The sequence below is a fragment of the Bacteroides sp. HF-4919 genome (assembly GCF_018860125.1).
Window position 1 is genome coordinate 130458 of sequence record NZ_JAHKNF010000011.1, and the last position, 24759, is coordinate 155216.

Sequence of the window (24759 nt, forward strand, 5' to 3'; positions counted from 1 at the left end):
TGATATGTATAAAGTAGATTCACCTGATGCCACCGACTTCATCGACCATCAGGAAATAATTGAAACTCTGGAGTATGCCCGTGCGCACCGAAATGACCGGAAACTGATTCGGGAACTGATAGAGAAAGCCCGCACTTGCAAAGGACTCACCCACCGGGAAGCTGCCATATTGCTGGAATGTGTTGAAGAGGACCTGACTGAAGAAATATTTCGTCTTGCCAAAGAAATCAAACAAAAATTCTACGGCAACCGCATCGTAATGTTTGCTCCGCTTTACCTATCCAATTATTGTGTCAACGGTTGTGTATATTGTCCGTATCATCTCAAAAACAAAACTATCGCCCGCAAAAAACTGACTCAGGAAGAAATACGCCGGGAAGTGATTGCCCTGCAAGATATGGGACACAAACGTCTGGCACTTGAAGCCGGCGAAGACCCGGTGCGTAACTCCATCGACTACATATTGGAATCTATCCGCACCATCTACAGCATTCATCATAAAAACGGAGCTATCCGCCGGGTGAACGTAAATATCGCCGCCACAACAGTGGAAAATTACCGCAAACTGAAGGAGGCGGGTATCGGCACCTATATCCTCTTTCAGGAGACATATCATAAAGAGAACTATGAACAGTTGCACCCCACAGGCCCCAAAAGCAACTATGCCTACCACACCGAAGCCATGGACCGTGCCATGCAAGGGGGAATTGACGATGTGGGAATGGGAGTCCTGTTCGGACTGAATACATATCGTTACGATTTTGTAGGCCTGCTGATGCACGCCGAACATCTGGAAGCTGTCTATGGTGTGGGACCACATACCATCAGCGTTCCACGTATCTGTTCGGCAGACGACATCGATGCCGGAGACTTCGAGAATGCTATTTCCGATGAAATCTTCCGGAAAATAGTAGCGGTCATTCGCATCAGCGTCCCCTATACCGGCATGATCATCTCTACACGCGAATCACAAAAAACCCGTGAAAAAGTACTCGATCTGGGCATTTCACAGATAAGCGGAGGCTCACGGACCAGCGTAGGTGGATATGCCGAAACGGAAACTCCGGAGGAAAATTCTGCGCAGTTCGATGTCAGCGATACCCGTACACTGGACGAAGTAGTTAACTGGCTTCTGAAACTCGGATATATTCCCAGCTTCTGTACAGCCTGCTATCGTGCGGGACGCACAGGTGACCGGTTTATGTCACTTGTCAAATCGGGGCAAATAGCCAATTGCTGTTCACCCAATGCGCTGATGACCTTACAGGAGTATCTGGAAGATTATGCTTCGGAAGAAACGAAAGTCCGCGGAGCGGCCATGATAAAACAAGAAATGCAACACATCCCCAATCCCAAAATCCGGGAAAGGGCCTTGGAAAACCTGAAGCAAATAGCAGCGGGAGAAAGGGATTTCAGATTTTGAAAACAACTCCGCTCTCCAACCGCCTGCATATTGCCCTGTTTGGTAAGCGAAACAGTGGCAAGTCGTCATTGATCAATGCACTGACCAATCAAAATGCTGCTTTGGTATCGAATATCGCCGGTACCACTACCGACCCTGTATACCAACCGATGGAGATACACGGCATCGGCCCGTGTGTATTCATCGACACGGCCGGATTCGATGACAACGGTGAACTGGGGTCCCTGCGTATCGAACGGACTGTGCAAGCAGTGGACAAAACCGACATTGCACTGATGGTTTGTTGTGATACGGAGTTATCCGAAGAGAAGCGATGGATAGAACTGCTGAAAGAAAAAGGCATCCCCTATCTACTGATACTGAACAAAGCCGATCTGTCAGAAAACCCGAAAGAAACAGCCAACGAACTGGAACGGCAGACAGGAGAACGTCCTCTGATTGTCAGCGCCAAAGAGAAAACAGGCATGGATTCTATCTGCAGGTCCATCCTCCAAAAACTACCGGAACTGGGCGGACAGCCGGATATTGTGGGCGATCTGGTTAACAAAGGCGATGTAGTTCTACTCGTCATGCCACAAGATATTCAAGCTCCCAAAGGACGGCTCATCCTGCCACAGGTACAGACGCTACGCGAATTGCTCGACAAGAAGTGCATCACCCTGAGTTGCACTACCGACCAGTTAGACAGTGCCCTGAATGTTTTGTCAGCCCCTCCTGCACTGATCATCACCGATTCACAAATCTTTAGGACCGTATACGAGAAAAAGCCGCCACAAAGCCGGCTGACCTCCTTTTCGGTATTATTCGCCCGGTACAAGGGAGACATTGACTACTATACCGAAGGAGCGTATATCATAGACCAACTGACGGAAAACTCCCGTGTCCTGATAGCCGAAGCCTGTACCCATGCTCCCCTGTCCGAAGACATCGGCAGAGTGAAACTTCCGCGAATGTTGCGCAAACGGATCGGAGAGCAACTGCATATCGATATTGTTTCCGGAAATGATTTCCCTAAGGACCTGAATTGTTACGACCTGATTATCCATTGTGGAGCATGTATGTTCAACCGCAAACATGTTCTGAACCGGATAGCCAAAGCTAAAACGCAAGGTGTCCCGATGACTAACTATGGGGTAGTTATCGCATATATCAATGGTATTTTAGAACAGATAGATAAATAGGCTATCCCCAATACCCTAATAGTATTAGCTCAGAAAAAAGGTTATTGCAATGTTACAGATGCAAAAGTGCAATCAAACCATAACCTGAAACAACAGGGAATTTATCCAAGGAGTCCGATATATTAAGAATATTATTTTATCTTATATATGATAAAAATCGGGTTTTCATTCGTGTTTCTCTTTTGCAATTCTTGTGGTATAGTAATTTTTGTATGTTCTTCAAACGTCTCTATCTCGTAAGGTGTCACAACCTGCACCAGATTATTTCCTAAAGAACGCCCCCATACCGGAAACTGGTTATACCCCTTACTACCTACCATGCCTAACTGCATATTGATATCAGCTAAGTTGAAAGCACTTGTCTCAGGAATATCACACTGTTCCACAACTGTTTCTCCACTATGTTTATCCACCGAAGCCACATAATACTTCTTGTTCAACATCATGCGCAAATAAAAACGACGAGGTGTCTCAAAAATATCGCTTACAAAAATATCGCCATCAGCAGGAAACCTTTTAATATCTCGAATATTGAGTCCACGAATAACCTCTTCATCCGAATTGCCTAATCCGGCCACTAAAACAGGCTGTATGGTGTCTGCCGACAAACGAAAAACAGTATCGTTACTGGCTGTTTTAAACAAGACTGAAGACTGCTTTCCACCTGAAGGTGAACCCATTACTCCAAATGTAAAGCCTGAATCTTCTCGAGGCACCAACGGCGAATAGAAATCATTCTTGGTGATTATCGCCTCGCCATCCTCTTGAAATATACCAATACCAAAACTGCCACCCTGGAAAGGCATAAGAGGCATGGCGATGGCGCCAATGCGCTTACTACCGAGGTGATGAGCATAGATGATGGGAGAATTTATAGGTAGGTCTTCCACAAACGTGCCTTCCAATGTATATACGCCAACCTTATTGCCGATGACGTAGAAACGGTTATCAGTCTCATCAGCCTGTATAAAACCTATCATACCATTAAAGTCATCGGGACCTTGACCTTGGCGAAGAAATGTACGCAAGAAGTGTCCTTGGCGATCGAACAGTACGATACGAGCTTCCTTGCCCACCAATACATAAATATATTTGCTTGTGATGGCAAAATCGACTACACCGTCTATCAATGAAGCATTGTCACTGGTCATTTCTAAAGGGATATATTCGACTGACTCTATCTCATCAGCAATAGACAAAGTTGCCGGCGAATGAAGTGCTTCACGAACGGAAGCGGTTAATAGACCCGTTTGGTTGACTTGATTTAAATTACAAGATGCCAAAACAAATACGCTAATGGCAACCATGAAAAAAGATTTTGTGTTCATCATGTTTTAAAGTTATGTTTTGGTCAAAGATACAAAACATTTATTATGTTACCATTTTTCCCCCGAATATTTTTCTATGAACCGAAAAGATATGTTCAAGAAAACATCTCTGTAATTTTGAAATCAGACAGCATAGCGTAATAGATTGTGAATGTTATAATTGGATCTTATAACATTCACAATCTATCTACCTAATCTTCAGTGGAAATTCCTGTTTCAGTATTGAAACTCTTCCCCTTTGACATACACCCGATAATCCTTTATCATACCAGGGTATCCTTTTTCCGCACGGGGCAGATAGCGGAAACCGGTTACAGTATAGTCACCTCCCAAATCAATAACCAACTGATGCGGATAAGCATCACGGGCAACAGTCATCCAATAAGTAGATTCCTGAAGATCGAACACTTTATCTCCCGTACAGTTGCCACTACGCGTCTCTTCGCTATCGGCATAACGTATCCGCCACTTTTCACGCGAAATCGGTTTGCCGTCTACTCCCAACACATCGAGTTCGGCAATGGCTGCAATCTTCTTTCCGTCTTGGGCCGAAAGAGCTTCGAGGCAGAAGAAGCGTCCGGTATACTGACGATCCAAACGGATCTCCTGCCATCCGTTACCCGGAGTAAACGTACCTGTAGCAACAGGAGTTTCCTGCTTCAGATTCAGTTGTTCACCTTTCTTTCGATGGGTAGAAGCACCTTCATTACGCAACCAATCCAGTATGGGTTTCTTCAGACCGCGAACAGAGGCTTTCTCAGGTCCCTTCAGATCGAGGACAATTATTTCATTTTCTCCCTCTTTCAGCCAACAACCGGGCATAAAAAGTGTTTGTTGCGGACCGATCTCCCAAAAACGTCCGATAGCAATACCATTGACCCATACCATACCTTTACCCCAGGTACTCATGTCAAGGAACGTATCGCCGGCTTTATCCAAATGGAAAGTGGCCTTATAATAAGCAGGCATTGTCTGGGCCGTTCCACTTTTATATTTTTTGTCTTGCACAAATGAGTAATCGACCGGGAAATTGTAAACTGTCCAGTTCTTCAACTCCGTGGTTTGCTTATCACAGACAAGTTCTACTTTCTCAATGATACCTTTACGGTCATGGATGGATTCATCGAAGTTGACACGCCCCATAGCTTCTACCAGAATATCGATGCAGGTCCCTTTCTTCAAAGCTGGCAGCTGCAAAGTGAATTCACCACGACGGCGATCGAGGCGAGCCAATAGTTTACCATCCGCAAAAACCTGTGCCCAATCGTGTACTTCTGTAATCTTCATCGTCGTACCGGCATCTACAGGCTGCTGTAAAACAGTCCGATACAAAATAGTTCCCCATCCCTGATCGAAAGCTTCCATCGGTTGTATATCCGTGCTCTGTTTCGCTTCCGGCAGATTGGCAAAGAGGGGAGCCACCCGCGTAAACTTCACCTCGGGTATCTCTATGACCGGAAAAGCTACGGGAACAGCCGGTAACTGTTCACCTGCAGGCAGATAGTTTTCCAGCAGATCACGCAGTTGGAAATATTTATCTGTAGCCCATCCCGGTTCACTGATGGGAGCGTCATAATCATACGAACTGCACATAGCAGAATAAGCAGGGTTGTTGGCACCTCCCCAATGGCCGAAAGTAGTACCCCCATGTGTCATATAAAGACTGAAAGAGATATTGCGGTCGAGCATATCCTTTATGCCCTGTACCATACTCTTGGCGGGACGAGTCTCGTGTTTGCGCCCCCAATGATCAAACCACCCACTCCAAAACTCGCTGCACATCAACGGTGTGTCCGGACGAGCCTCCTTAAGACGTTTAAATTGTTGCTCAATGTTGGCTCCCGTACCAAAGTTGATAGTCCAAAGCAGATCGTCCAGACCATTCCGGTCGAAAGTACTGCTCCAATCACATTGGAAAAGGGGAACCTCAGTAAACCCGGCACTTTTCACGATGTCACGAATCGCCGAGACATAAGGTTTATCAACAGCATAGGCACCGTATTCATTTTCTACCTGTACCATAATGATATTCCCTCCCCGGGTAATTTGCAAAGGTGCGAGCTGCTTGCCAACTTCCTTCATAAAAATAGCTGTACGCTCCATGAAGTAAGGATCGAGTGTACGGAGAACGATATCTTTCTTCTTCAATAGCCACCAGGGAAGTCCGCCCATTTCCCATTCGGCGCAGACATAAGGACCTGGACGGACAATAACGTACATTCCGTGCTTCTGTGCCAGACGGCAGAAAGCTGCTATATCATTTTGTCCGGTAAAGTCAAATTTACCCTCAGTCTGCTCGTGAATGTTCCAAAACACATAAAGACAAATGGTATTCATGCCCAATGCCTTACACATCTCGATGCGATGTTCCCAGTAAGGTGCCGGAATACGGGTATAATGCAACTCGGCAGCCTTTACGGTGAAAGGCTTGCCATTTAAAAGAAAGGTATTCTTCCCGATCGTAAAGTTCTGCGCCGCGACAGGCAACGAAAAAATCAGTACGAGAAGTAAAATCAGTTTTTTCATGTTATTATTGTATTGTTCTTGGGTTTTATTGAATTATTATTATTTAAGCCTCATCTTTATTTTTCCGAAGCAAGGCAGCGCTTCAAGGGTTTTGCAAAAATTCCCCCATGCTATTTCGGGATAATCCCAGCAATTGTTGACATACAGGATCAGTTGGTCATCCGGTTGTTTATTGATCCGGCATGCCACCGAAGCATCTGTAGACAAAACCGAAAGCTGATGGATAGAAGGGGAAGCTGTCGAAAGAGTATAATAATAGATGTTTTCTTTCATCCCCTTAGCGGTTTGAGTCAACGGGTAGCGGCAATTGGCTCCTGCATCTGCCCAATAATAATAGTTGTGTGTATCGTCTCCCCAAGGTTGAAGGGGTTCTTTACCGTAAGCAGCCTGCTTCGAAATGTATAAAGCAGTCTTTCCTTCATTTCCAGCAAAAGCTTTTTCCGGATAATAGTTCCAATACCCTTTACGTTTCCAGTCCAACTGCTGTATGGCATCTGCCAGATGGAAAGACAAACCTGTTTCACGCAGAAATCCGTTGGGAGCTCCATCTGTCAGGTAATCCACCTCCAACTGTCCATCGGGAGTTATTTTTATCGAAAAATCAACAGTTACCTCCTTATAATTTCCGGCAAGGTCGATATATACATCTCCGTTTGTTTCCTGCCGGTAACTGAATGCACTTTTCTTCCAGTCCTCTTCCAAAATCATAAACCGCGTAGCTGCTTTGCGTACTTCCGCTCCTGTCAAATGATTCAAGTTAATATACAAGTTCAGGAAAGGTCCTTTTTCTATCAGTATCCGGTCGCCGGCTTTGGCTTGTGTAATCAACCCTGTCTCTTTACTGAACGGTATTTCAAAACCTTCCCCACGAATAATCAGCCAATCATCGGTTTCTTCCACCGATAGCTTATTTCCGTCAAGCACAGGTGGAAAAACAATCTTCTCCGTTCCGAGTATCGGACGGTAAGTGTCGATCAGGCTTCCATCGGCCGTCCAAAATTCAATCAACAGATGCTCACCTTCTTCCCACCGGCCAGCGGGGATCACTATGCTCCCTTTCTGATGGGGCGGAATGGCCGGAAGTGCAAGATTCTTCTTCACCCCCCGATAAGTATAACTCATCTGAAGTTCGTTCAAGCTCGTATGATCAAAGCGATTATAAACCGGAAGCACCAAACGCTGTCCGGAAGTGAAGTTACGAATATCATCAACTAACAGACGCACCGGCGAATACGCTTTCTTCGTAGCCCAAAATTCCGGTTTCTGACGTCTCCATACATCTACGATTCCCCACTCACCATAACCTACACAATTACCTTGATAGCCTTCGGGCTTGGCTGTGTGGGCAAACTCTTTCCAGAACGAAGTACCGGCTTTGGGCACAGGCAAAGCAAAAGTTTCATCTACATACCCCCAAATAGCTCCTCCCAATCCTCCGGGCGCATCAAACAGTCCACTCCACATCATGTCAAGTGATTTTCCCCAGAACTCACGGATATTCGGGTCAGTCTGCAAAGTAGAATAAGTATAACAGGCCGGATGTGCCCATTCGTCAAAAAGAGCAGGAATCCCATGTCCCTGAAAGTGGCGGGTATTCATTCCCCATTGCGAAAGGTTACCGTTCACATCCTGATAGTGCATACTGAGTATATCATAAATTTTCTCCTTTGTGTCTACCGATCCCGGATAACTGAAAATAACGGGACGAGTCGTGTCTGTTGCCTTCACCCAGTCCCAACAAAGCTGAAAGTTAGTACCATACACACTCTCATTACCGATACTCCAAAACAAAATAGACGGATGAGAGCGGAAACTCTTCACCATCTCCTGACACTGTCCCAGATAACGGTCAGTATATTCGGGATTGCTTTGTGTTTTACCGGGAGCATAGTTTTTCTGCCGATAAGTATCTACAAAACAGACAGCAGTCTCACTCTCTACATACACCCCATAACGGTCACAGTATTCCAGGAATCTTTCAGAAGGAGGATAGTGCGACGTACGTACAAAGTTCATGTTCGCCTCTTTGAACAGAAGTACATCAAGGCTGTCCAATTCAGCGGTAGTGGTTCGTCCCAGAGTGGGATGAATATCATGCCGGCAGGCTCCGCGCAATTTCACAGGCTGTCCGTTCACCAACATACGATTACCTGTTATTTTAACTTCACGAAATCCCACTTTACGGATAAAACGGCTGATTTCTTTCCGATCCTGCAGAAGTACAACAGTCAGGGTATATAAATTCGGATGTTCAGCATCCCACTTCAACGGACGTGAAACAGGCAGCGACCAGACCTGTTCTTCTGCTCCGGCCTTCAACGGAAAACAATCCTGAGGAAGTTGTACAGGTTTTCCGTCAGGGGCTGTCAGCTGCAACCGGACTTCAGCAGGTTCATTTCCGGCAGATGTACAGGCAAAACGAAGGACAGCATCCCGGTACAATGAGTCCAAATGAGTCTCTACACTAATATCGTAAAGATGGGTAACAGGTAACGTGAACAAAGTCACATCCCGAAGAATCCCTCCAACAGGGTGATGTGCATATCCCGAAGCATAAGAGATTTCATCCAGCCGGTCGGTCACTTCCAACTGTATTTCATTTTTCTTCCCTGGACGGGCCTGTGCTGTTATATCGGTTTCCCAACGAGTAAAGCCACCGTGATGTTCGCGCACCAACTGCCCATTGACACTTAATTTGGCATGGCTGTAAACTCCGTCAAAACGGAGAATAATACGTTTTCCGGCATAATCGGCAGGAATAGTAAACGATTTCCGGTAGAAAAAAGGCTTGTCGTGTTCTATGGCATATCCTTGCATAGCTGCCTCACCGGGAACTTTAATTGTAGTCCATTTGCTTTGGGGTGAATATTTAAATTGCCAGATTCCATTTAGCAGTATTACAGGCTGTCGAACTCCTTCCTGTTCCACAGGGATAGTATAAGCAGGATACGAAGAAGAGGTAAAAGGTGCAGCGGTAGCCGACGTAGCAGAAAACAAGAAAAATAGACCGACCACTATAGTAAACAAAGAAAGTCTCAATTTCATGATATACGATATAAGAGGGTTAATTGAAGGTACAAAGGAACAAGAAATATCATTTACAAAAAATAGATTTTATTTCTTAAAAGATGGACAATCTTATGATTTTTAGAAGATTACTCCATTATAATTCATAAAAAAGGCTGCATCGTCGTCAATGCAGCCCTTCTATTATTTTTTAGAATCTTTACTTAGCCAATTCATTGATTACATCCATAATCTTCTGTCCTATTTCCTCAGCAGCCTCCATAGTCGATGCTTCACTGTATACACGGATAATGGCTTCGGTATTGCTCTTACGCAAGTGTACCCACTTGTCTGCAAAGTCAATCTTCACACCGTCGATATCATTGATTTCTTCGTTCTTATAGATTTCCTTTACCTTAGCAAGGATAGCATCTACATCTATTTCCGGAGTCAGATCTACACGATTCTTAGCAATAAAATAAGGAGGATAAGTTGCACGCAACTCGCTCACCTTCTTGCCTTCGTGAGCCAAATGGCTAAGGAATAATGCGATACCTACCAAAGCGTCACGTCCGTAATGGCTGGCAGGATAAATCACTCCACCATTACCTTCACCTCCGATCACCGCATTGGTTGCCTTCATCTTGGTCACTACATTCACTTCACCTACTGCAGAAGCATTGTACTCCATACCATATTTACGGGTCACATCGCGCAAAGCACGTGTAGAGCTCAAATTAGATACCGTATTACCCGGAGTATGTTTCAGTACATAGTCGGCCACTGTGACCAATGTATATTCTTCACCATACATCACACCGTTCTCGCAGATCATGGCCAGACGGTCTACGTCAGGGTCAACAACAAATGCGACATCTGCTTTTCCCCCCTTCATCAGGTTCATGATATCACCCAGATTCTTTTCCAGAGGTTCGGGATTGTGGGCAAAATTACCGGTTGGTTCGCAATAGAGTTTTTCTACGTGTTTCACTCCCAGACGTTCCAACAGTTCAGGCAGAATAATACCCCCTACGGAGTTTACGCAATCGATGGCTACAGTGAAGTTAGCTTTCTTGATAGCTTCTACATCTACCAGGTCAAGCGCCAATACACTGTCGATATGTTTTTTGTTATAAGTAAGATCTTTGCGATAAGAACCCAGATGATCAACATCTGCATAATCGAATTCTTCGGCCGCAGCAATGCGAAGCACTTCTTGTCCTTCGGCTGCATTCAGAAATTCTCCGTGTTCGTTCAGTAATTTCAGTGCATTCCACTGCTTGGGATTGTGTGATGCAGTCAGGATGATCCCTCCGCAAGCCCCTTCCATTGTCACAGCTAATTCTGTTGTCGGGGTAGAAGCAAGGTCGATATCAACCACGTCCCAGCCCATACCCATCAAGGTACCGACTACAACGTTCTTCACCATCTCACCCGAGATGCGGGCATCGCGGCCCACTACTATCTTGTTACTGTTCGATTTGCATGTCTTGCGAATCAAAGTGGCATAAGCCGACGTGAATTTTACAATGTCAAGCGGATTCAGTCCCTCGCCTGCGCCTCCGCCAATGGTTCCACGGATACCAGAGATAGATTTGATTAGAGTCATAGGTTGTTGTTTTAGAAAATTGGTTATTTAGTAGTTTTAGTTCAATGCTTTCTGAAATTTACGAATATCGTAGAAATAGGGGTTTACATATTGGTTTGCACTCTGATGTCCCATCTTCGAAGGTACAATCATTCTCACATGGGCATAATTGGTAACATACTTTAAAGCAAGCAGCCATCCGGGAGGAACATCCGTCGTACCATATTTGGCATACATCGACCCCTCTGTAAATACACCGGCTACTGAAGTACCGTTATCCACATAACGGAAAACGTCCGGATAAGTATAGTAGTTCGGATAATTTTCGAAACCGGGAAGCACCACATTGAAGCAAGTGGTATCGTTAGCCTTGATATCGTGCTCTACAAAGCGTACGGCTACAATATTGTTATTCTTGATAGAGTCATTTTCCGGTTTATCGGTAACAATACCTTTATCCACAATCTGCATATAGACTCCGTTTGAGAAAGCTACATATTCATTCTTGGTCGTATCCGTCTTATATCCGTTTGCTTCAAAGTCACTCTCAGAAATAGTACGGATATCGTGCTTTTTAATAAAAGCGTTTACCGCATCTTTCTCTTCATCCAGCATTTCTGCATAAGTCTTCGAATTGTCGCAAGCCTGGAACATATATCCGAAGGCTAACAAGGAAAAAAATAACAATAGAAGTTTTTTCATTTCTGTATCTTATGTATATTCCGTACAAATGTATTTTAAATTAGTCGAATCTTTAGATTTAAAAGCAGAAAGTTCAAGTCTTTTAACCTTTGACTTTCAACTTTTAACGGAAGAGCAAGGAGCCATGGGCTATAAGTCAAAAGTAACAAGAAGTTATACACTTGTCATTCCTTATTCATAAATTGTAACCGACAACCCGCGACCTCATTGTTTCAGAAGCGGCTTATATTTCTCCAATGCCTGTTCAAACACTTTCACAGCCTCTTCCATCGTACCGTAAAACTCTCCGCCTGACGCATTGAGATGCCCACCACCATTGAAAAACTCGGCAGCTAACTGGTTGCAAGGAAACTTACCTACGGAACGAAGTGAAATTTTAATCATTTTCTTTTCCGTATCCTCACGGAGGAAACAAGAGAAACAGACATTCTTAATCGAAAGCGGGATGTTTACAAACCCTTCGCTATCGCCTTTGATATAATCAAATTTTCCCTGTTCATCTTTGGTCAGTGATATAAGCGCAGAATTGTAATCTTTATACACCCGCATATTCGATAATACATATCCCATCAAACGCAAACGGCTTTCGGAATAAGTATTGTAGACTTTCCGGTAGATATCATCTTTATCGATTCCTTTTGAAAGCAGTTCGCTGATAATGAAATAAATCTCACGATTATTAGAGTTATAAGTGAATCCTCCGGTATCTGTCATCATACCGGTATAAATACATTCAGCCCCCTCTTTGGAAATGTCACTGAAATATCCCATCCGGCAAATCAGGCGAAACACCAATTCGGAAGTAGAAGAAATTTCAGGATGTGAAACAGTGATCCGACAAAAGTCTTCGGGATGAAGATGATGATCTATCATTATTTTACGTCCCGGTGAGGAAGCTACTATATCAGCCATCTCGTCAATGCGCTTCAATGCATTAAAATCAAGACAGCAGATGACGTCTGCTTCCATAATCAACTTATCGGCAAACTCTTTATAACGGTCATACAGCAAAATATCCTTGCTACCCGGCATCCATCTCAGGAAATCGGGGAAAGCATTAGGGACAATTACATTTACAATTTTATCTTGAGAATCCAGAAAATGATACAATCCCAACGATGATCCAATGGCATCTCCGTCAGGCGACACATGGGATACGATTACTATTTTGTCGGCCCGTTCAAACCATTTAGTAAAATGATCAATATGGGTTTGAGCAATTACTTTAGTCAGCATAACTTGTTTGTATAAATATGAGTTGGCAAAAATACGATAAATCTTTGTACTTAGAGCAAAAACCTCACAGAACCTTCGTCGGAAAGGGAGATAAAATGCAATCCCAACCGACGGCATTCTTCACTGAACACTCCCTTATAATAAGCGGACAGGGAAGAATCCAGAATAACCTCCCGGCAATGAAACAGTTGGGCCAATGACTCCAATCGTCCTGTATAGCCCTTACACAAATACAAATAATCTATGTTTAACGGTTCAGCGACAGTTTTGTTCCGCCAACGGTTATCACTGACCATACAAATACGTTTATTACCGAACAGGAGCAGGTGGTCCTGCATCCAGAAGCCGGAAGAGCAATAGTCTTTTGTTATGGGTATCGGGGTATTCAGGTGTAACCGGTTCCAATAGCCGGTTACCGCACGCGAAAGCCGTCTTTCATCCGGAATGCTATCTGCATAGGCAAGCCAGGATTTACCTTGAGACTCAATGCAATGTACAACCGGACATCCCCGGACATTATAGAAAACAATGCTCTGCACCGGTCGGTCAGCCATCCTCCATGCCCAATGAAGACTACCTGTAACCAACAGGCAAACACCTACAAGGTACAAACTTTTCGCACTACGAACCATCATATGACGCATACAGGCCAACAAAGCCAGATAAAAGGCAAGAACTTCCGCCGGATAAATCCAAACATTATCGATAGATGCCAACGGTAGATGCTCTACCCAACGAACCGCAGCATTCAGTAAATCGATAAGAAACTTCACCGCCACAGCACACCAAGTATAAAGCTGAGAAAAAGGGCTGACCACCAGCAGAATAACCGCTGAATACATAATCACCGACACAAGTGGAATTACCAACAGATTAGTCAATAAGAAATGGGTGGAAAATCTGGAAAAATACAACAATACCAAAGGGGCTGTACCTATCTGCGCAGCAAGCGAAACACACATTAATGCCCAGACTTTTTTTAATACTCCATTACCAATCGGAAGCAACCTGAACAACCGGGGATATATCAGTAGAATGGCAGTAACAGCCGAAAAAGAGAGTTGAAATCCAACATCAAACAGCCAGAAAGGATGAACCGCCAGCATAATAAATGCAGTCAGCGCAAGCGTATTAAGTGAAATACCCGTACGCCCGGATAAGACCGACAAAGCTAACAATGAAAACATAATAACCGAACGAACCACAGAAGGGGACAGCCCTGTAATGAAAGCAAATCCCCACAATGCAGTAATTATCACTATCGCACGAAACAGCCTCACCCCCCAAACATTCCCCGGCAACCACTTCAGAAGTAAAAGAAGCAGCATATATAAAAATCCGATATGAAGTCCGGAAAGTGCCAGTACATGACTGGCCCCTGACACGGAATAAGTCTCCCTAATATCTTCACCTAATTCCTCTTTGTAGCCAACAGTAAGCGCGGCAAGTACGGCAAACTCATCCGGTTCGAACTTCAAAGCACGATATTTATCCAGAATCCGGTCCCGGCAGTCCAATGCAATCTGCCGAAAGGAACGGGACATCCTGTGTCCGATTATCTGCCATTTTCCCTCTGCAACAAAAGCAACTCCTCCAATCCCTCTGTAACGTAAATAACGGGCATAATCAAATTCATTGGGATTACCATTATTGGAAGGTGGAGATACGCGTGCCATCAGTACTAATTCGTCCCCCTTATGTAAACTTCCGGCGAGTGAATCTTTCGAAATGTAAAGCAATACTTTCCGATTCACCGGTACGACTCCTACTGAATCTTGTTTTTCTGTCAGAAATGCCGGACAGAGAAAAGTATGTTCCTTCTCGTCGGGCCGATCAGTCAGGATAGCCCGATAAACGCATTCTTGTTTTTGGAAAGCATATACAGTTTGTTGTAAAACCTGATTCATGCCGCCGGTTCCGGCCCCAAAAACAAGTAGATAGGCAACACTGCCGAATATCCACCGAAACGAATAGCGACGTGAAAAATAGACTGCCAGCAGCAGAAAAAATAATCCGGCAGAAACTCCCACCAACACGGTATCCGGAATATAAACCTCCTTGAAAAACAAATAATTACCAACAAGAAAGCCTGCTATCAGAGGTAATAGCAGGCGTAAAAATGGATATCGATGTAAATACCGGAAGCTCACAAGCCGGCCTTACAGCCCTTTCATGGCATGAATCGTCTCTTCCGGATTCTCAGCAGCAAAAATGGCATTTCCTGCTACCAACGCATCCGCCCCGGCAGCCACCAGACGGGCACCTGTTTCCAGATTCACTCCACCATCTACCTCGATCAGCGCTTTCGATCCGGTACGCTCAATCAGTTCACGAAGTTCACGTACTTTCTCTACCGAGTGCTCAATAAACTTTTGTCCTCCGAAACCGGGATTCACACTCATGATCAACACCATGTATACATCCCGGATAATGTCCTGCAACAAAGCTACCGGAGTGGCCGGATTTATGGTAACAGCAGGCTGCATACCGGCCTCACGGATTTGTTGCACCACCCGATGAAGGTGTGGACATGCTTCGTAATGTACATTCATAATATGCGCCCCCAATGCCTTTACTTCAGGAATAAACTTCTCAGGATTGACTATCATTAAATGTACATCCAACGGTTTCTGAGTCAACTTAGCAACATACTTCAGCACCGGAAAGCCAAAGGATATATTCGGAACAAATACTCCGTCCATAATGTCAATGTGCACCCAGTCGGCTTCACTACGGTTAATCATCTCAAGATCCTTTGCCAGATATGCAAAATCTGCCGAAAGGATAGAAGGGGATATAATAGGTTTCATATTCATCAATATTTTAATAATAGCACAAAATTAACAAAAAAACATCAGAGCTCCCTCTTCTATAACAGTTTATTTGGCAGAAATTCTTTCCTTCTATTCTAATTCCACAATTGCAAGTGACAGACTCTGCTTTCCAGTACGTTGCCTTTACACTATCAAAGCATAAGATAGAGAGCCTCACCGTCAATTATTCCGCCTTCATCCTAAATGCCTCAGTCAGATGAAACCCACGCAAAAGTTCATCTGTCTTCAGCCTCTTTTTACCCGGCAACTGTAAAGAAAGGATATTTACAAACCCATCCGACACGGCTACTTTCAGGAAGTGCTTTCCATCTGTAATAATGCTCCCCGGAGTCAGTGCATGTACTTTCTCTTCTTTCTCACTCTCAAAGATTTTCACTACAACCGCTTCACCTTCCGGATTAAGTAATTCACTCCACGCAGCAGGATAAGGAGAAAGCCCGCGGATAAAATCATAAACCCGTTTCACCGGCTGATTCCAATTAATCCTACAGGTTTCTTTGAAGATTTTCGGAGCTGGACGAAGCTCGCCGACCACTGCCATTTCTTCCTGGGGAATTGCCTTTACATTTCCCTCCAGAATAGCATCTACCGTTTCTATCACCAGCCGTCCGCCCAACTGCATCAATTTGTCATGCACCACTTCCACATTGTCCGTATCAGCAATAGGAACGCGCACCTGCTGGATCACCTCACCTGTATCGATTTCATGTTTCAGGAAAAAAGTAGTAATCCCCGTCTCCGTATCTCCATTGATAACCGCCCAATTGATAGGAGCTGCCCCACGGTACTGCGGAAGCAAAGAAGCATGAAGATTGAAAGTTCCAAAACGAGGCATGTTCCATACCACTTCCGGCAACATCCGAAAAGCCACAACAATCTGCAGATCGGCCTTCCATTCGCGAAGTGCCTGAACAAATTCTGCATCTTTCAGTTTCTCCGGCTGTAATAAAGGCAACTGATGATCCAGCGCATATTGCTTTACCGGAGAATATTGGATTTTGTGTCCACGGCCGGCAGGTTTATCAGGCATTGTAATCACCCCGACTACATTATAGCCGCCTTCCACCAGACAGCGTAGAGCCTCCACTGCAAAATCAGGAGTCCCCATATATACGATTCTTAAATCTTCTTTTTTCATATTTAAAAAGCTATGAGTTATAAGTTTCCGGAAATTGTAACCCGTCAATCTTCCGAGAAATGCACCAATACCTGGCGATACGAATTAAATATTTTAGATTTTGAAACAAATCCCAGATACTTTCCTTCTTCGTTGACTACCGGCAAGTTCCACGCTTTTGTATCGTCAAATGTCTGCATCACCTGTTCCATACTGTCGGTATCATACAAACGGGCAGGAACAGAAGTCATCAATTTACTAACGGTAAAACGATGATAAAGTTCCTGACGGAACATGATGTTCCGGATATCATCCAGCAGCACGACACCTAATAGAATTCCATCCTTGTCTGTCACAGGAAACATATTACGATGGGAGGTCGAAATAGCCTTTACCAATTCACCTAAGTCCATTTCCGGACGTACACAGACAAAGTCTGTTTCGACTACATTTTCCACTTTCATCAATGTCAGTACAGCCTTATCCTTATGATGGGTCAGCAACTGTCCTTTCTTGGCCAGACGCATGGAATAAATACTGTGGGGTTCGAACACAATGATTGTCAGATAAGAACTGACCGAAACGATCATCAAAGGCAGAAAAAGGTCATATCCACCGGTCAGTTCAGCAATCAGAAACACACCGGTCAACGGGGCATGCATGACCCCGCTCATAACCCCTGCCATTCCCATTAGAGCAAAGTTCTTTTCCGGCAAAGTCGAAGTAAAATCAAAATCATTGCTAAAGTGGGAGAAAACAAAACCGGCAATACATCCCAAATACAACGAAGGAGCAAAAATACCACCACATCCGCCTCCACCGTTAGTCGCACTCGATGCAAATACCTTCAACAGGATAATCAATACCAGATAAACCAACAGCAGATTGCCATATCCATAGAACAAGGAGTTATTCAATACCGTATCCCAATCGGCATTACTCGTACCGTTCAGCAATAATTCAATCGTATCGTAACCTTCACCGTAAAGAGGCGGAAAAAGAAAGATGAGTACACTCAACATCACACCACCCAATGCCAACTTCTTATACGGATTGGACAGTTTGCCAAATACCCCTTCTACAGAACTCATGGCACGTGTGAAATAGAGTGATACCAATCCGCAAAAGATACCTAAGAGAATCACATAAGGAATACGTTCCAACTCAAAAGGCTGATCCAAATGAAATTTAAACATAGCCTCTTGCCCGGTTGTAATATACGAAACAGTAGCAGCCGTAACAGCCGAGATTAACAACGGCAACAAAGATGACATGGTAAGATCAATCATCAATACTTCCAAAGTGAATACCAATCCCGCTATCGGCGCTTTGAAAATACCTCCAATGGCACCGGCAGCACCACATCCCACCAGCAACATCAACGTACGGTGTTCCATCTTGAACATACTTCCCAGATTCGATCCGATAGCCGATCCGGTAAGTACAATAGGGGCCTCGGCTCCTACCGATCCGCCGAAGCCGATGGTAATGGCACTGGCAATGGTCGACGACCAGATATTATGGCGTTTGATACGTCCTTGACGACGTGAAATTGCATAAAGGATCTTCGTAACCCCATGACTGATATCATCCTTTACGATATTGCGCACAAACCATCCGGCAAGGAAAATACCGACTACCGGATAGACCAGATAAAGGTAGTTGGCCTCTGTCGTATTAAAATTATCTGTGAGAAAGTTCTGTATCGTATGAATGAAGAACTTCAGGATCAATGCAGCAATAGCTGTAAAAATACCTACCAGAAAACTTAAAATGAGAATAAACTGCTTTTCTTTAATCTTATTCTCGCGCCAAATAATAAAGCGCTGTAATAAACTTATCTTTTCTTTTTCCATTATTCGCGAATAATCTTAATCACTCCACCTTTATCCAGCTTAATGATACTCGATGGTTTAGGACGACTCATATCATCCTGCCGGAAATTGACAATGTAGTCTACCGACGATTTTATTTCTTCGCTGATTTCATTGAAATTGGCAGCTCCCGGCTGTCCACTGATATTGGCAGATGTCGAAACAATAGCCTTACGAAACTGCTGGCACAAACGACGGGAGAATGCTTCGTTCGTCACCCGGATGCCTACGCTACCGTCTTCGGCAAGCAGATTTGAAGCTAAATTACGAGCACCGGAATAAATGATAGTCAATGGTTTATCGGCAACTTCCATCAAATCCCAAGCAATCGAAGGGACATCCTGCACATAAAATTCGACCTTCACCGGCGAATCCACCAATACTAACATCGCCTTGCTGTCAGCACGTTGTTTTATCTCATACACCCGGCGCACAGCGTCTTCATTGGTAGCATCGCAGCCAATTCCCCAAACCGTATCGGTGGGATAGAGAATCACCCCGCCTTCGCTCATCACTTGACAAGCTTTTTTAATGTCTTCTATCATTTCTTGATCTATTTCTTGTGAGAATAACGTGCAAAAATACTAATTTTGCCCAATAATAACAAAGGTTAAGAGAAAACAAATGGAAGAAATCGAATTTCATCACAGTTTACCTATACAACTACGATTCAATGACGTAGACAAGTTCGGACACGTCAACAACACCGTCTATTTTTCATTCTACGACCTCGGCAAAACAGAATACTTTGCCTCGGTTTGTCCGGGGGTTGACTGGGAAAAAGATGGTATTGTAGTAGTACACATTGAAGCCGACTTTCTGGCACAGATTTTTTCGTCCGACCACATTGCCGTTCAAACTGCCGTCTGTGAGATCGGAACCAAAAGTTTTCATCTGATGCAACGGGTTATCAATACCGAAACAATGGAAGTGAAATGTATTTGTCGCTCGGTCATGGTGACATTCGACTTGGAGAAACATCAATCCAAGCCACTGACCGAAGAGTGGATAGAGGCAATTTGCCGATTTGAAGGAAGAGACTTGAGAAAGAAAAAATAAATAATCCTCCGTAGATGCCTTTTTCTACGGAGGATTTTATTTTCTCCTTAATATAAGAATTCCTTATTCACGTTCCCCGACACACTCGCATCAAACCACGAAAGGTTCGATTGATCAAGCACCCATTTTTCATAATTAGGATATGCCTGTATGATATTAATTCTCTCCTTCGGATACTTCCATGCCGGTGAGGAGGCTTCTTTACGTGGGAAATCAAGTGCCCAGGGATAGCGGTTGTCCATGCGATAGTAAACTCCGGACTTAGGATCCGAGCGATCATTTTCTGTTTTGAAAAGTGAAACATCCGCATGCTTTGTCGGTTTATAATCTACCAGATGAATCTCTTTTTGACGGCTGTTGACAAAGATAAACGGATTAAATTTTTGAGTCTGCAGATTGCTGACAGGAGTTTTCAACCGAACGGTTATTTCAGCGGGAGTCCCGGAAATTCCGGTTGCCGTCCCTTCCGTATTCACATATCCCTCAGTAGTCCCCAAAGCTACATTTACATCGTTCCACACAATGAAAGTGGCCCATTCATTCCCTTCCTCAATAATAGCACCTTCCAGTTTTGACCGGTCAATAATGTCCTCGGAAAGCGGAAGTTCAATCCCGACCCCAATATGCGTCCACGGGGCTGCCCCCTTCGCAATTGGTGTGAAAGTCAATTTCACGGCAGTAATAGAATTATCATCTCCTTTCTCCAGCTCATAAGCATAATTCATCACAAAATCATTGAAATCATAATCTCCCATCTTAGGCCACTGGTCTTCAAAAGCAAGTGTTCCATAAACAGCCTCCGAAGGAGCGAATTCATCAATTACCGGAATATCTTCTTCCGGTTTAACGGCAGATACCGGTGATGCGGTAAGCTTTATCAGCACGTCATTGAAATCATAATCAGCCTTCGCATCGCCATAAGGACGGATATCAAACCCCATAATGCAGCAGTTGTAATCGGACATGCTACGGATCACGGCATTTGTTTTTTTAGTTGTATTCAAGGTTGGAGTAGAATAATAGAATCCGTTTACATTCGCATTAGGAAATGTCTGATTCTGGAATTTATAGGCGCTCTTCAAGTTTACACCGCCAGTAGCGATATTCGTAATGTTTAACCCGTCACGTGCCACGGCAAAACCGATGCGTGTACCCTTCGGAAATATTGTATCATACTTGTTTCCGTCCCAATATAATAATTGCACTTTCAGTCCCGACGGACATTTTTCCTGATGGGTGTTCGGCAACAGTAAGGTCATACGATGTCCCCGTATATCTTCGCGTTTATTGAGTTCCCCTTCTTTATAACTATAGTAAGTCAAAACATTGTAAACAGTCCTATTATTTACATAGAATCCCCCATCACCAACATACGTAGCCCACACTTCTGCTCCCAGTTCGTCAGTAACCACCAGATCCGAACTCTTATTCAGATCCACATCCTGTACATTCTTCTGTTCCGGATACCAACTATTCACCCGGTTTAAAAATTTAGGTGACAATTCTTCTTTTGAAACAAGCGGCGAAGCATTTAAAAGCGGGATGCCGTCTTTCCCAACTTCTGCATCCGCATATGGACTATACAGTTCATAAAGATTGCTTAGCTTCTGGCTGACAGGAATCGCCAACTCTGCCCCGCCCCGGGCAACAGCCATGCGAGTAGAAGCATTGGTACTGACTTGAAAGGGTACGGCAGACAAGACACACGTCATTCCCGGTTGCACATCAACCTCCTGCACGCCGGGAAAACCGGCAGTCAATGAAGTTATATATACCTTATCGACATTTACCGGAACAGATATAATAGCATAAATGCATCCATCCACATCTGTATAACCAACATAAAGAGGCTTAATGACAATAGTCCCATCCTCCTCATAAGGTTGTTGGGGATAAATCCCTATCAAGATGCCTTCAGCAACCTTCTCATCCGCAGAGGTAGCCATCACACCGATCTGCTTATCGGTTCTCAAAGAGAATTTAAATGATAAATCCAGTTCTTCCGTATCATCAGGATTCTTACCCGACGGTTCATACAAATCTTTTTCTTTTACACATGAGGTACAAAAAAGTACTATCAGCAGTGCATACTTCAGCAATGATACATTATTTCCCATAAGACTCTGTTTGTTCGTTTGTGCGAGGTCACCATATATCAGTAATCTCAGTAATCCATTCCACTGTACAAAAATATCAAAAAAAACAGAAACTTACAAAATTTGATCATTTTAATGTAGATTTTATTCTCCTTTATCTTATAATATCATTCACACCACTATATAGGCCCTATTATTAATGCTCTTTTGCATTCCCGGTTCTACAGGTAATATAATAAAATGCCGGCATCCATTCTTCTAAACGGACACCGGCATTTATCATTCCAACCGAAGCTGTCAGCCGCCTATCAAAGCAATCCCTGCCCTCCGATCACCCCGGCAATAGCACTTGCTACAGCAATAATCACTTTCAAAATAACGTTCCAATTATTTTTCTTCATCTTTTTCACCCTATTAAAAATGCAACTACGCAGTCGGATCATCTACTATGTCTCCATCACCACCTCCGGAGCCATTATTGCCCGAAGCACCGATCCCACTCGCCTTCTGAAACTCAACACCCTGAAACAAAGCCCGGGTAGTACCGATAGCCGCAGGACGAGTATATTGAGGAGTAAAATGACAAAGAAGGGCTGCCACCTGATTCGGATTCACCTCTTCCTCTTTGTCCACTCCCCTTCCCCGTGTACGCGCTTTCATCGTAAAAGTACCCAATCCGTCCAGACGTACCGTCTTACTGTCCAGCAGTGCACTACGCATCGCTGTCATCAAGTTCCGAACCACATTATGCACATCACCCGGAGTCAACGACGACTTTTCCGCAATCATTTCAGCCAATTGCTGAGTAGATACCACCCTGCCTACCTTCACCAAATTCAAGTGCCATTTCTTATCACCAGCCTTAGTTGCCATAGTCGATTTTACTGCTTTATAAAATAATGCCATATTCCTAATCTCCTTTTTTTAATGTTATTACCACTGATTTTATTCACATTGCGTTGATCAACATTGCAAAGGTGCACATTTGCAGGAAGATGACAAAGGAAAATGAGGCGTCCGGATCAAGTTATACAGAACAAGTTATAATCATCACATTATCAGAGTTATTACTTAATTCTTTCTCATACATCTACTTCACATACTCTGCCATTGTTCGATTATTCATATTATATCCGTTTAACGGAATGTCCCCAGATTTATACCCGATATAGTATAAAGTTGGGGACGAAACAAAAATCTACACCCGAAAACCGGGTATATCTCTTTTCTACTTCGCTAATCTCCGATAAGCCTCTTCTAATTTTTTATCGTACTGATTCTGAGCATATCCGGAACCATTATATCTTTTGGCAAAACCGGTCCAGTCTTTCCGCTCCAGATTGGGCCGTAACCCAGTAAGTTTAACAAACCTCGCAAATGCCTCCAGTTGCTTATCTTCTCCGGTACACATATCTTTCACCATTTCATCTACACTGCCATACCCACACATCACATAGTTAAAGCCCATCACCTGAAACATTCCCCATGAAGTGGAAGCGTCAGCAGCTTCTTTATGTATTTTCCGGGCCTTTTCCAGACGTTCATACTCTCTTATCCCTCCATAATAATGCCCCTTCTCCCATTTAGGATAAAGAATATTTTCATTGCCCGCAACATATTTCTCCGGATCAAGCCCCTGCTTCTTGAGTTCACGCCAAAAGATGTGTCCTTCGAATAAAATCACCGGTCGCCCCGGAGCCACAAAGCCCCCACGACCACCGGTTTCAACTGTCTGTACGGCTTTTACCACTGCCATTTCAACGCCAAGCCAATCTGCCACACGCTGAAAATCATTCTCTGTTAAGTTTTCCATGAGTTATTAATTTGATTTATGTAAATAGAAGAATCTCTTCATAAATAGGAAGTATAATAGCCCCAACACCAAGATACTCCCTAATAAATACCCATATCCATACTCCCGCAATGCCAAATATCCTGCTACAACCCCAGCTTGCACCGACATATAGGTCAATGCCACTGCCACGTGTGGTATCTTCAGTTCATTGGCCATGATCTGATACAAATGTTTCCGGTGAGGCAAACCAATATTTTCATGTAGTAACAGGCGGTGTACGATCGTCAACACACTATCCACCCCGTACACAACAAGCAATACAAGCCAGCTGAAATCCTTAGTTTGAAGAATCAAACTCCCGATCAGGAACAGGACCACAAAAGCTATACTGACCGAACCCACATCACCGGCGAAGCATTTCGCTCTCTTACGGAAATTAAAGAAGTCAAACACCAACACAGAACAAATCATCGTATAAATAAAACTCTGTTCTGTGAAGGAGATCACTTCCGCATTCACATATGCCAAAGAAATCAGGATAACCAATGAATATCCGCCGGTAATGCCGTTAATGCCATCCATAAAGTTATAGGCATTGATAATCCCCGTACAGACGATCAGAGCGACAAGCAACGTCCACCAAGGCAAGCTGAACAATCCCCATTGATAGAACATCAGGGCCATTGCCATAAAATGGAAGACTAAACGCAAACCTTGCGAAGTAGAACGGATGTCATCTACAAAACTGATAAAAGTGATCAAGGTCAAAGCCAGTATAAACCAAGGGTATTCAAACTGACTCGTCAGGAAAAAAGTCAATGCACCCAAATAGAAGATGATTCCTCCACCTCTCAGAGTAATCCGGGTGTGTGAACTCCGCTCATTTGGTTTGTCGATAATATTACATTTATCAGCAATACAGAAATAAAAAAGTTCTGCCAGGAATAGCAGAACTAAGATTAGCAGATAATACACCATATTTCTTTATCTTTAA

Annotated in this window: 19 protein-coding genes; 3 read left to right on the top strand and 16 right to left on the bottom strand. The window is 43.9% G+C overall.

Annotated features, from left to right (window positions below; translation table 11 throughout):
• Nucleotides 1–4 precede the first annotated feature (4 nt).
• Together hydG and hydF are read left to right on the top strand one after the other, a co-directional pair.
• Nucleotides 5–1423 (top strand): [FeFe] hydrogenase H-cluster radical SAM maturase HydG, encoded by a 1419-nt coding sequence (hydG, locus tag KO473_RS18460; RefSeq protein ID WP_005781494.1) that lies wholly within the window; start codon nucleotides 5–7, stop codon nucleotides 1421–1423.
• A complete protein-coding gene (hydF, locus tag KO473_RS18465; protein WP_122130657.1) occupies nucleotides 1420–2604 on the top strand; it encodes a [FeFe] hydrogenase H-cluster maturation GTPase HydF in 1185 nt (394 codons plus the stop codon). Before hydG ends, hydF begins: the two co-directional genes overlap by 4 nt.
• 131 nt (nucleotides 2605–2735) lie before the next feature.
• Here the strand turns inward: hydF and KO473_RS18470 are convergent, their stop codons facing one another.
• The 11 genes from KO473_RS18470 to KO473_RS18520 all read right to left on the bottom strand — a co-directional run bounded on the left by KO473_RS18470 (nucleotide 2736) and on the right by KO473_RS18520 (nucleotide 19360).
• Nucleotides 2736–3932 (bottom strand): 6-bladed beta-propeller, encoded by a 1197-nt coding sequence (locus tag KO473_RS18470; RefSeq protein ID WP_005808539.1) that lies wholly within the window; start codon nucleotides 3930–3932, stop codon nucleotides 2736–2738.
• Nucleotides 3933–4148: 216 nt separating this feature from the next.
• Nucleotides 4149–6458, bottom strand: a complete 2310-nt coding sequence (locus tag KO473_RS18475) for a beta-galactosidase (RefSeq protein WP_122130656.1) — start codon at nucleotides 6456–6458, stop codon at nucleotides 4149–4151.
• Nucleotides 6459–6497: 39 nt separating this feature from the next.
• A complete protein-coding gene (locus KO473_RS18480) occupies nucleotides 6498–9503 on the bottom strand; it encodes a glycoside hydrolase family 2 TIM barrel-domain containing protein (RefSeq protein ID WP_122130655.1) in 3006 nt (1001 codons plus the stop codon).
• A 181-nt stretch (nucleotides 9504–9684) separates the two neighbouring features.
• A complete protein-coding gene (gene glmM, locus KO473_RS18485) occupies nucleotides 9685–11073 on the bottom strand; it encodes a phosphoglucosamine mutase (protein ID WP_005808542.1) in 1389 nt (462 codons plus the stop codon).
• A gap of 36 nt (nucleotides 11074–11109) precedes the next feature.
• Nucleotides 11110–11754, bottom strand: a complete 645-nt coding sequence (locus KO473_RS18490; protein ID WP_005781500.1) for a DUF4827 domain-containing protein — start codon at nucleotides 11752–11754, stop codon at nucleotides 11110–11112.
• 204 nt (nucleotides 11755–11958) lie between these two features.
• On the bottom strand, nucleotides 11959–12990 hold the full coding sequence (locus KO473_RS18495; protein ID WP_005781501.1) for a bifunctional oligoribonuclease/PAP phosphatase NrnA: 1032 nt from the start codon (nucleotides 12988–12990) through the stop codon (nucleotides 11959–11961).
• 50 nt (nucleotides 12991–13040) lie between these two features.
• Nucleotides 13041–15140 carry a ComEC/Rec2 family competence protein gene (locus KO473_RS18500; protein WP_122130653.1) on the bottom strand — a complete coding sequence of 700 codons (2100 nt, stop codon included), beginning with the start codon at nucleotides 15138–15140 and terminating at the stop codon, nucleotides 13041–13043.
• Between the two features lie 9 nt (nucleotides 15141–15149).
• Nucleotides 15150–15800: a ribulose-phosphate 3-epimerase gene (gene rpe / locus KO473_RS18505; RefSeq protein WP_005781503.1), complete on the bottom strand. Its 651-nt coding sequence runs from the start codon at nucleotides 15798–15800 to the stop codon at nucleotides 15150–15152.
• 187 nt (nucleotides 15801–15987) lie between these two features.
• The gene (fmt, locus tag KO473_RS18510; protein WP_005781505.1) at nucleotides 15988–16962 is read right to left on the bottom strand and encodes a methionyl-tRNA formyltransferase; all 975 of its coding nucleotides are present in this window, start codon (nucleotides 16960–16962) and stop codon (nucleotides 15988–15990) included.
• 44 nt (nucleotides 16963–17006) lie between these two features.
• On the bottom strand, nucleotides 17007–18797 hold the full coding sequence (locus tag KO473_RS18515) for a chloride channel protein (RefSeq protein ID WP_005781508.1): 1791 nt from the start codon (nucleotides 18795–18797) through the stop codon (nucleotides 17007–17009).
• Nucleotides 18797–19360 (bottom strand): L-threonylcarbamoyladenylate synthase, encoded by a 564-nt coding sequence (locus tag KO473_RS18520; RefSeq protein ID WP_005781511.1) that lies wholly within the window; start codon nucleotides 19358–19360, stop codon nucleotides 18797–18799. Before KO473_RS18520 ends, KO473_RS18515 begins: the two co-directional genes overlap by 1 nt.
• Before the next feature lie 79 nt (nucleotides 19361–19439).
• On the opposite strand from KO473_RS18520, the gene KO473_RS18525 reads away from it, so the two are divergent.
• Nucleotides 19440–19874 carry a thioesterase family protein gene (locus tag KO473_RS18525; RefSeq protein ID WP_005821886.1) on the top strand — a complete coding sequence of 145 codons (435 nt, stop codon included), beginning with the start codon at nucleotides 19440–19442 and terminating at the stop codon, nucleotides 19872–19874.
• A 47-nt stretch (nucleotides 19875–19921) separates the two neighbouring features.
• Here KO473_RS18525 and KO473_RS18530 read toward each other — a convergent pair whose 3' ends face one another.
• The 5 genes from KO473_RS18530 to KO473_RS18550 all read right to left on the bottom strand — a co-directional run bounded on the left by KO473_RS18530 (nucleotide 19922) and on the right by KO473_RS18550 (nucleotide 24740).
• The gene (locus KO473_RS18530; RefSeq protein ID WP_005821887.1) at nucleotides 19922–21991 is read right to left on the bottom strand and encodes an LruC domain-containing protein; all 2070 of its coding nucleotides are present in this window, start codon (nucleotides 21989–21991) and stop codon (nucleotides 19922–19924) included.
• A 287-nt stretch (nucleotides 21992–22278) separates the two neighbouring features.
• Nucleotides 22279–22371, bottom strand: coding sequence for a smalltalk protein (locus KO473_RS18535; protein ID WP_005781518.1), 93 nt, complete (start codon nucleotides 22369–22371; stop codon nucleotides 22279–22281).
• A 25-nt stretch (nucleotides 22372–22396) separates the two neighbouring features.
• Nucleotides 22397–22876 carry an HU family DNA-binding protein gene (locus tag KO473_RS18540; RefSeq protein ID WP_005821888.1) on the bottom strand — a complete coding sequence of 160 codons (480 nt, stop codon included), beginning with the start codon at nucleotides 22874–22876 and terminating at the stop codon, nucleotides 22397–22399.
• Between the two features lie 322 nt (nucleotides 22877–23198).
• The gene (locus KO473_RS18545; RefSeq protein ID WP_005821889.1) at nucleotides 23199–23783 is read right to left on the bottom strand and encodes an N-acetylmuramidase family protein; all 585 of its coding nucleotides are present in this window, start codon (nucleotides 23781–23783) and stop codon (nucleotides 23199–23201) included.
• Nucleotides 23784–23789: 6 nt separating this feature from the next.
• The gene (locus tag KO473_RS18550) at nucleotides 23790–24740 is read right to left on the bottom strand and encodes a glycosyltransferase family 4 protein (RefSeq protein WP_032537697.1); all 951 of its coding nucleotides are present in this window, start codon (nucleotides 24738–24740) and stop codon (nucleotides 23790–23792) included.
• Nucleotides 24741–24759 lie beyond the last annotated feature (19 nt).

Excerpts from the sequence above, each read along its gene's own strand:
- glmM (WP_005808542.1), bottom strand. The coding sequence starts at position 11,073 with ATGACTCTAATCAAATCTATCTCTGGTATCCGTGGAACCATTGGCGGA.
- KO473_RS18535 (WP_005781518.1), bottom strand. The coding sequence starts at position 22,371 with ATGAAGAAAAATAATTGGAACGTTATTTTGAAAGTGATTATTGCTGTA.
- KO473_RS18525 (WP_005821886.1), top strand. The coding sequence starts at position 19,440 with ATGGAAGAAATCGAATTTCATCACAGTTTACCTATACAACTACGATTC.
- fmt (WP_005781505.1), bottom strand. The coding sequence starts at position 16,962 with ATGAAAAAAGAAGATTTAAGAATCGTATATATGGGGACTCCTGATTTT.
- KO473_RS18545 (WP_005821889.1), bottom strand. The coding sequence starts at position 23,783 with ATGGAAAACTTAACAGAGAATGATTTTCAGCGTGTGGCAGATTGGCTT.
- KO473_RS18520 (WP_005781511.1), bottom strand. The coding sequence starts at position 19,360 with ATGATAGAAGACATTAAAAAAGCTTGTCAAGTGATGAGCGAAGGCGGG.
- KO473_RS18530 (WP_005821887.1), bottom strand. The coding sequence starts at position 21,991 with ATGGGAAATAATGTATCATTGCTGAAGTATGCACTGCTGATAGTACTT.
- KO473_RS18480 (WP_122130655.1), bottom strand. The coding sequence starts at position 9,503 with ATGAAATTGAGACTTTCTTTGTTTACTATAGTGGTCGGTCTATTTTTC.
- hydG (WP_005781494.1), top strand. The coding sequence starts at position 5 with ATGTATAAAGTAGATTCACCTGATGCCACCGACTTCATCGACCATCAG.
- KO473_RS18495 (WP_005781501.1), bottom strand. The coding sequence starts at position 12,990 with ATGCTGACTAAAGTAATTGCTCAAACCCATATTGATCATTTTACTAAA.
- KO473_RS18475 (WP_122130656.1), bottom strand. The coding sequence starts at position 6,458 with ATGAAAAAACTGATTTTACTTCTCGTACTGATTTTTTCGTTGCCTGTC.
- KO473_RS18540 (WP_005821888.1), bottom strand. The coding sequence starts at position 22,876 with ATGGCATTATTTTATAAAGCAGTAAAATCGACTATGGCAACTAAGGCT.
- KO473_RS18490 (WP_005781500.1), bottom strand. The coding sequence starts at position 11,754 with ATGAAAAAACTTCTATTGTTATTTTTTTCCTTGTTAGCCTTCGGATAT.
- KO473_RS18515 (WP_005781508.1), bottom strand. The coding sequence starts at position 18,797 with ATGGAAAAAGAAAAGATAAGTTTATTACAGCGCTTTATTATTTGGCGC.
- rpe (WP_005781503.1), bottom strand. The coding sequence starts at position 15,800 with ATGAAACCTATTATATCCCCTTCTATCCTTTCGGCAGATTTTGCATAT.
- KO473_RS18470 (WP_005808539.1), bottom strand. The coding sequence starts at position 3,932 with ATGAACACAAAATCTTTTTTCATGGTTGCCATTAGCGTATTTGTTTTG.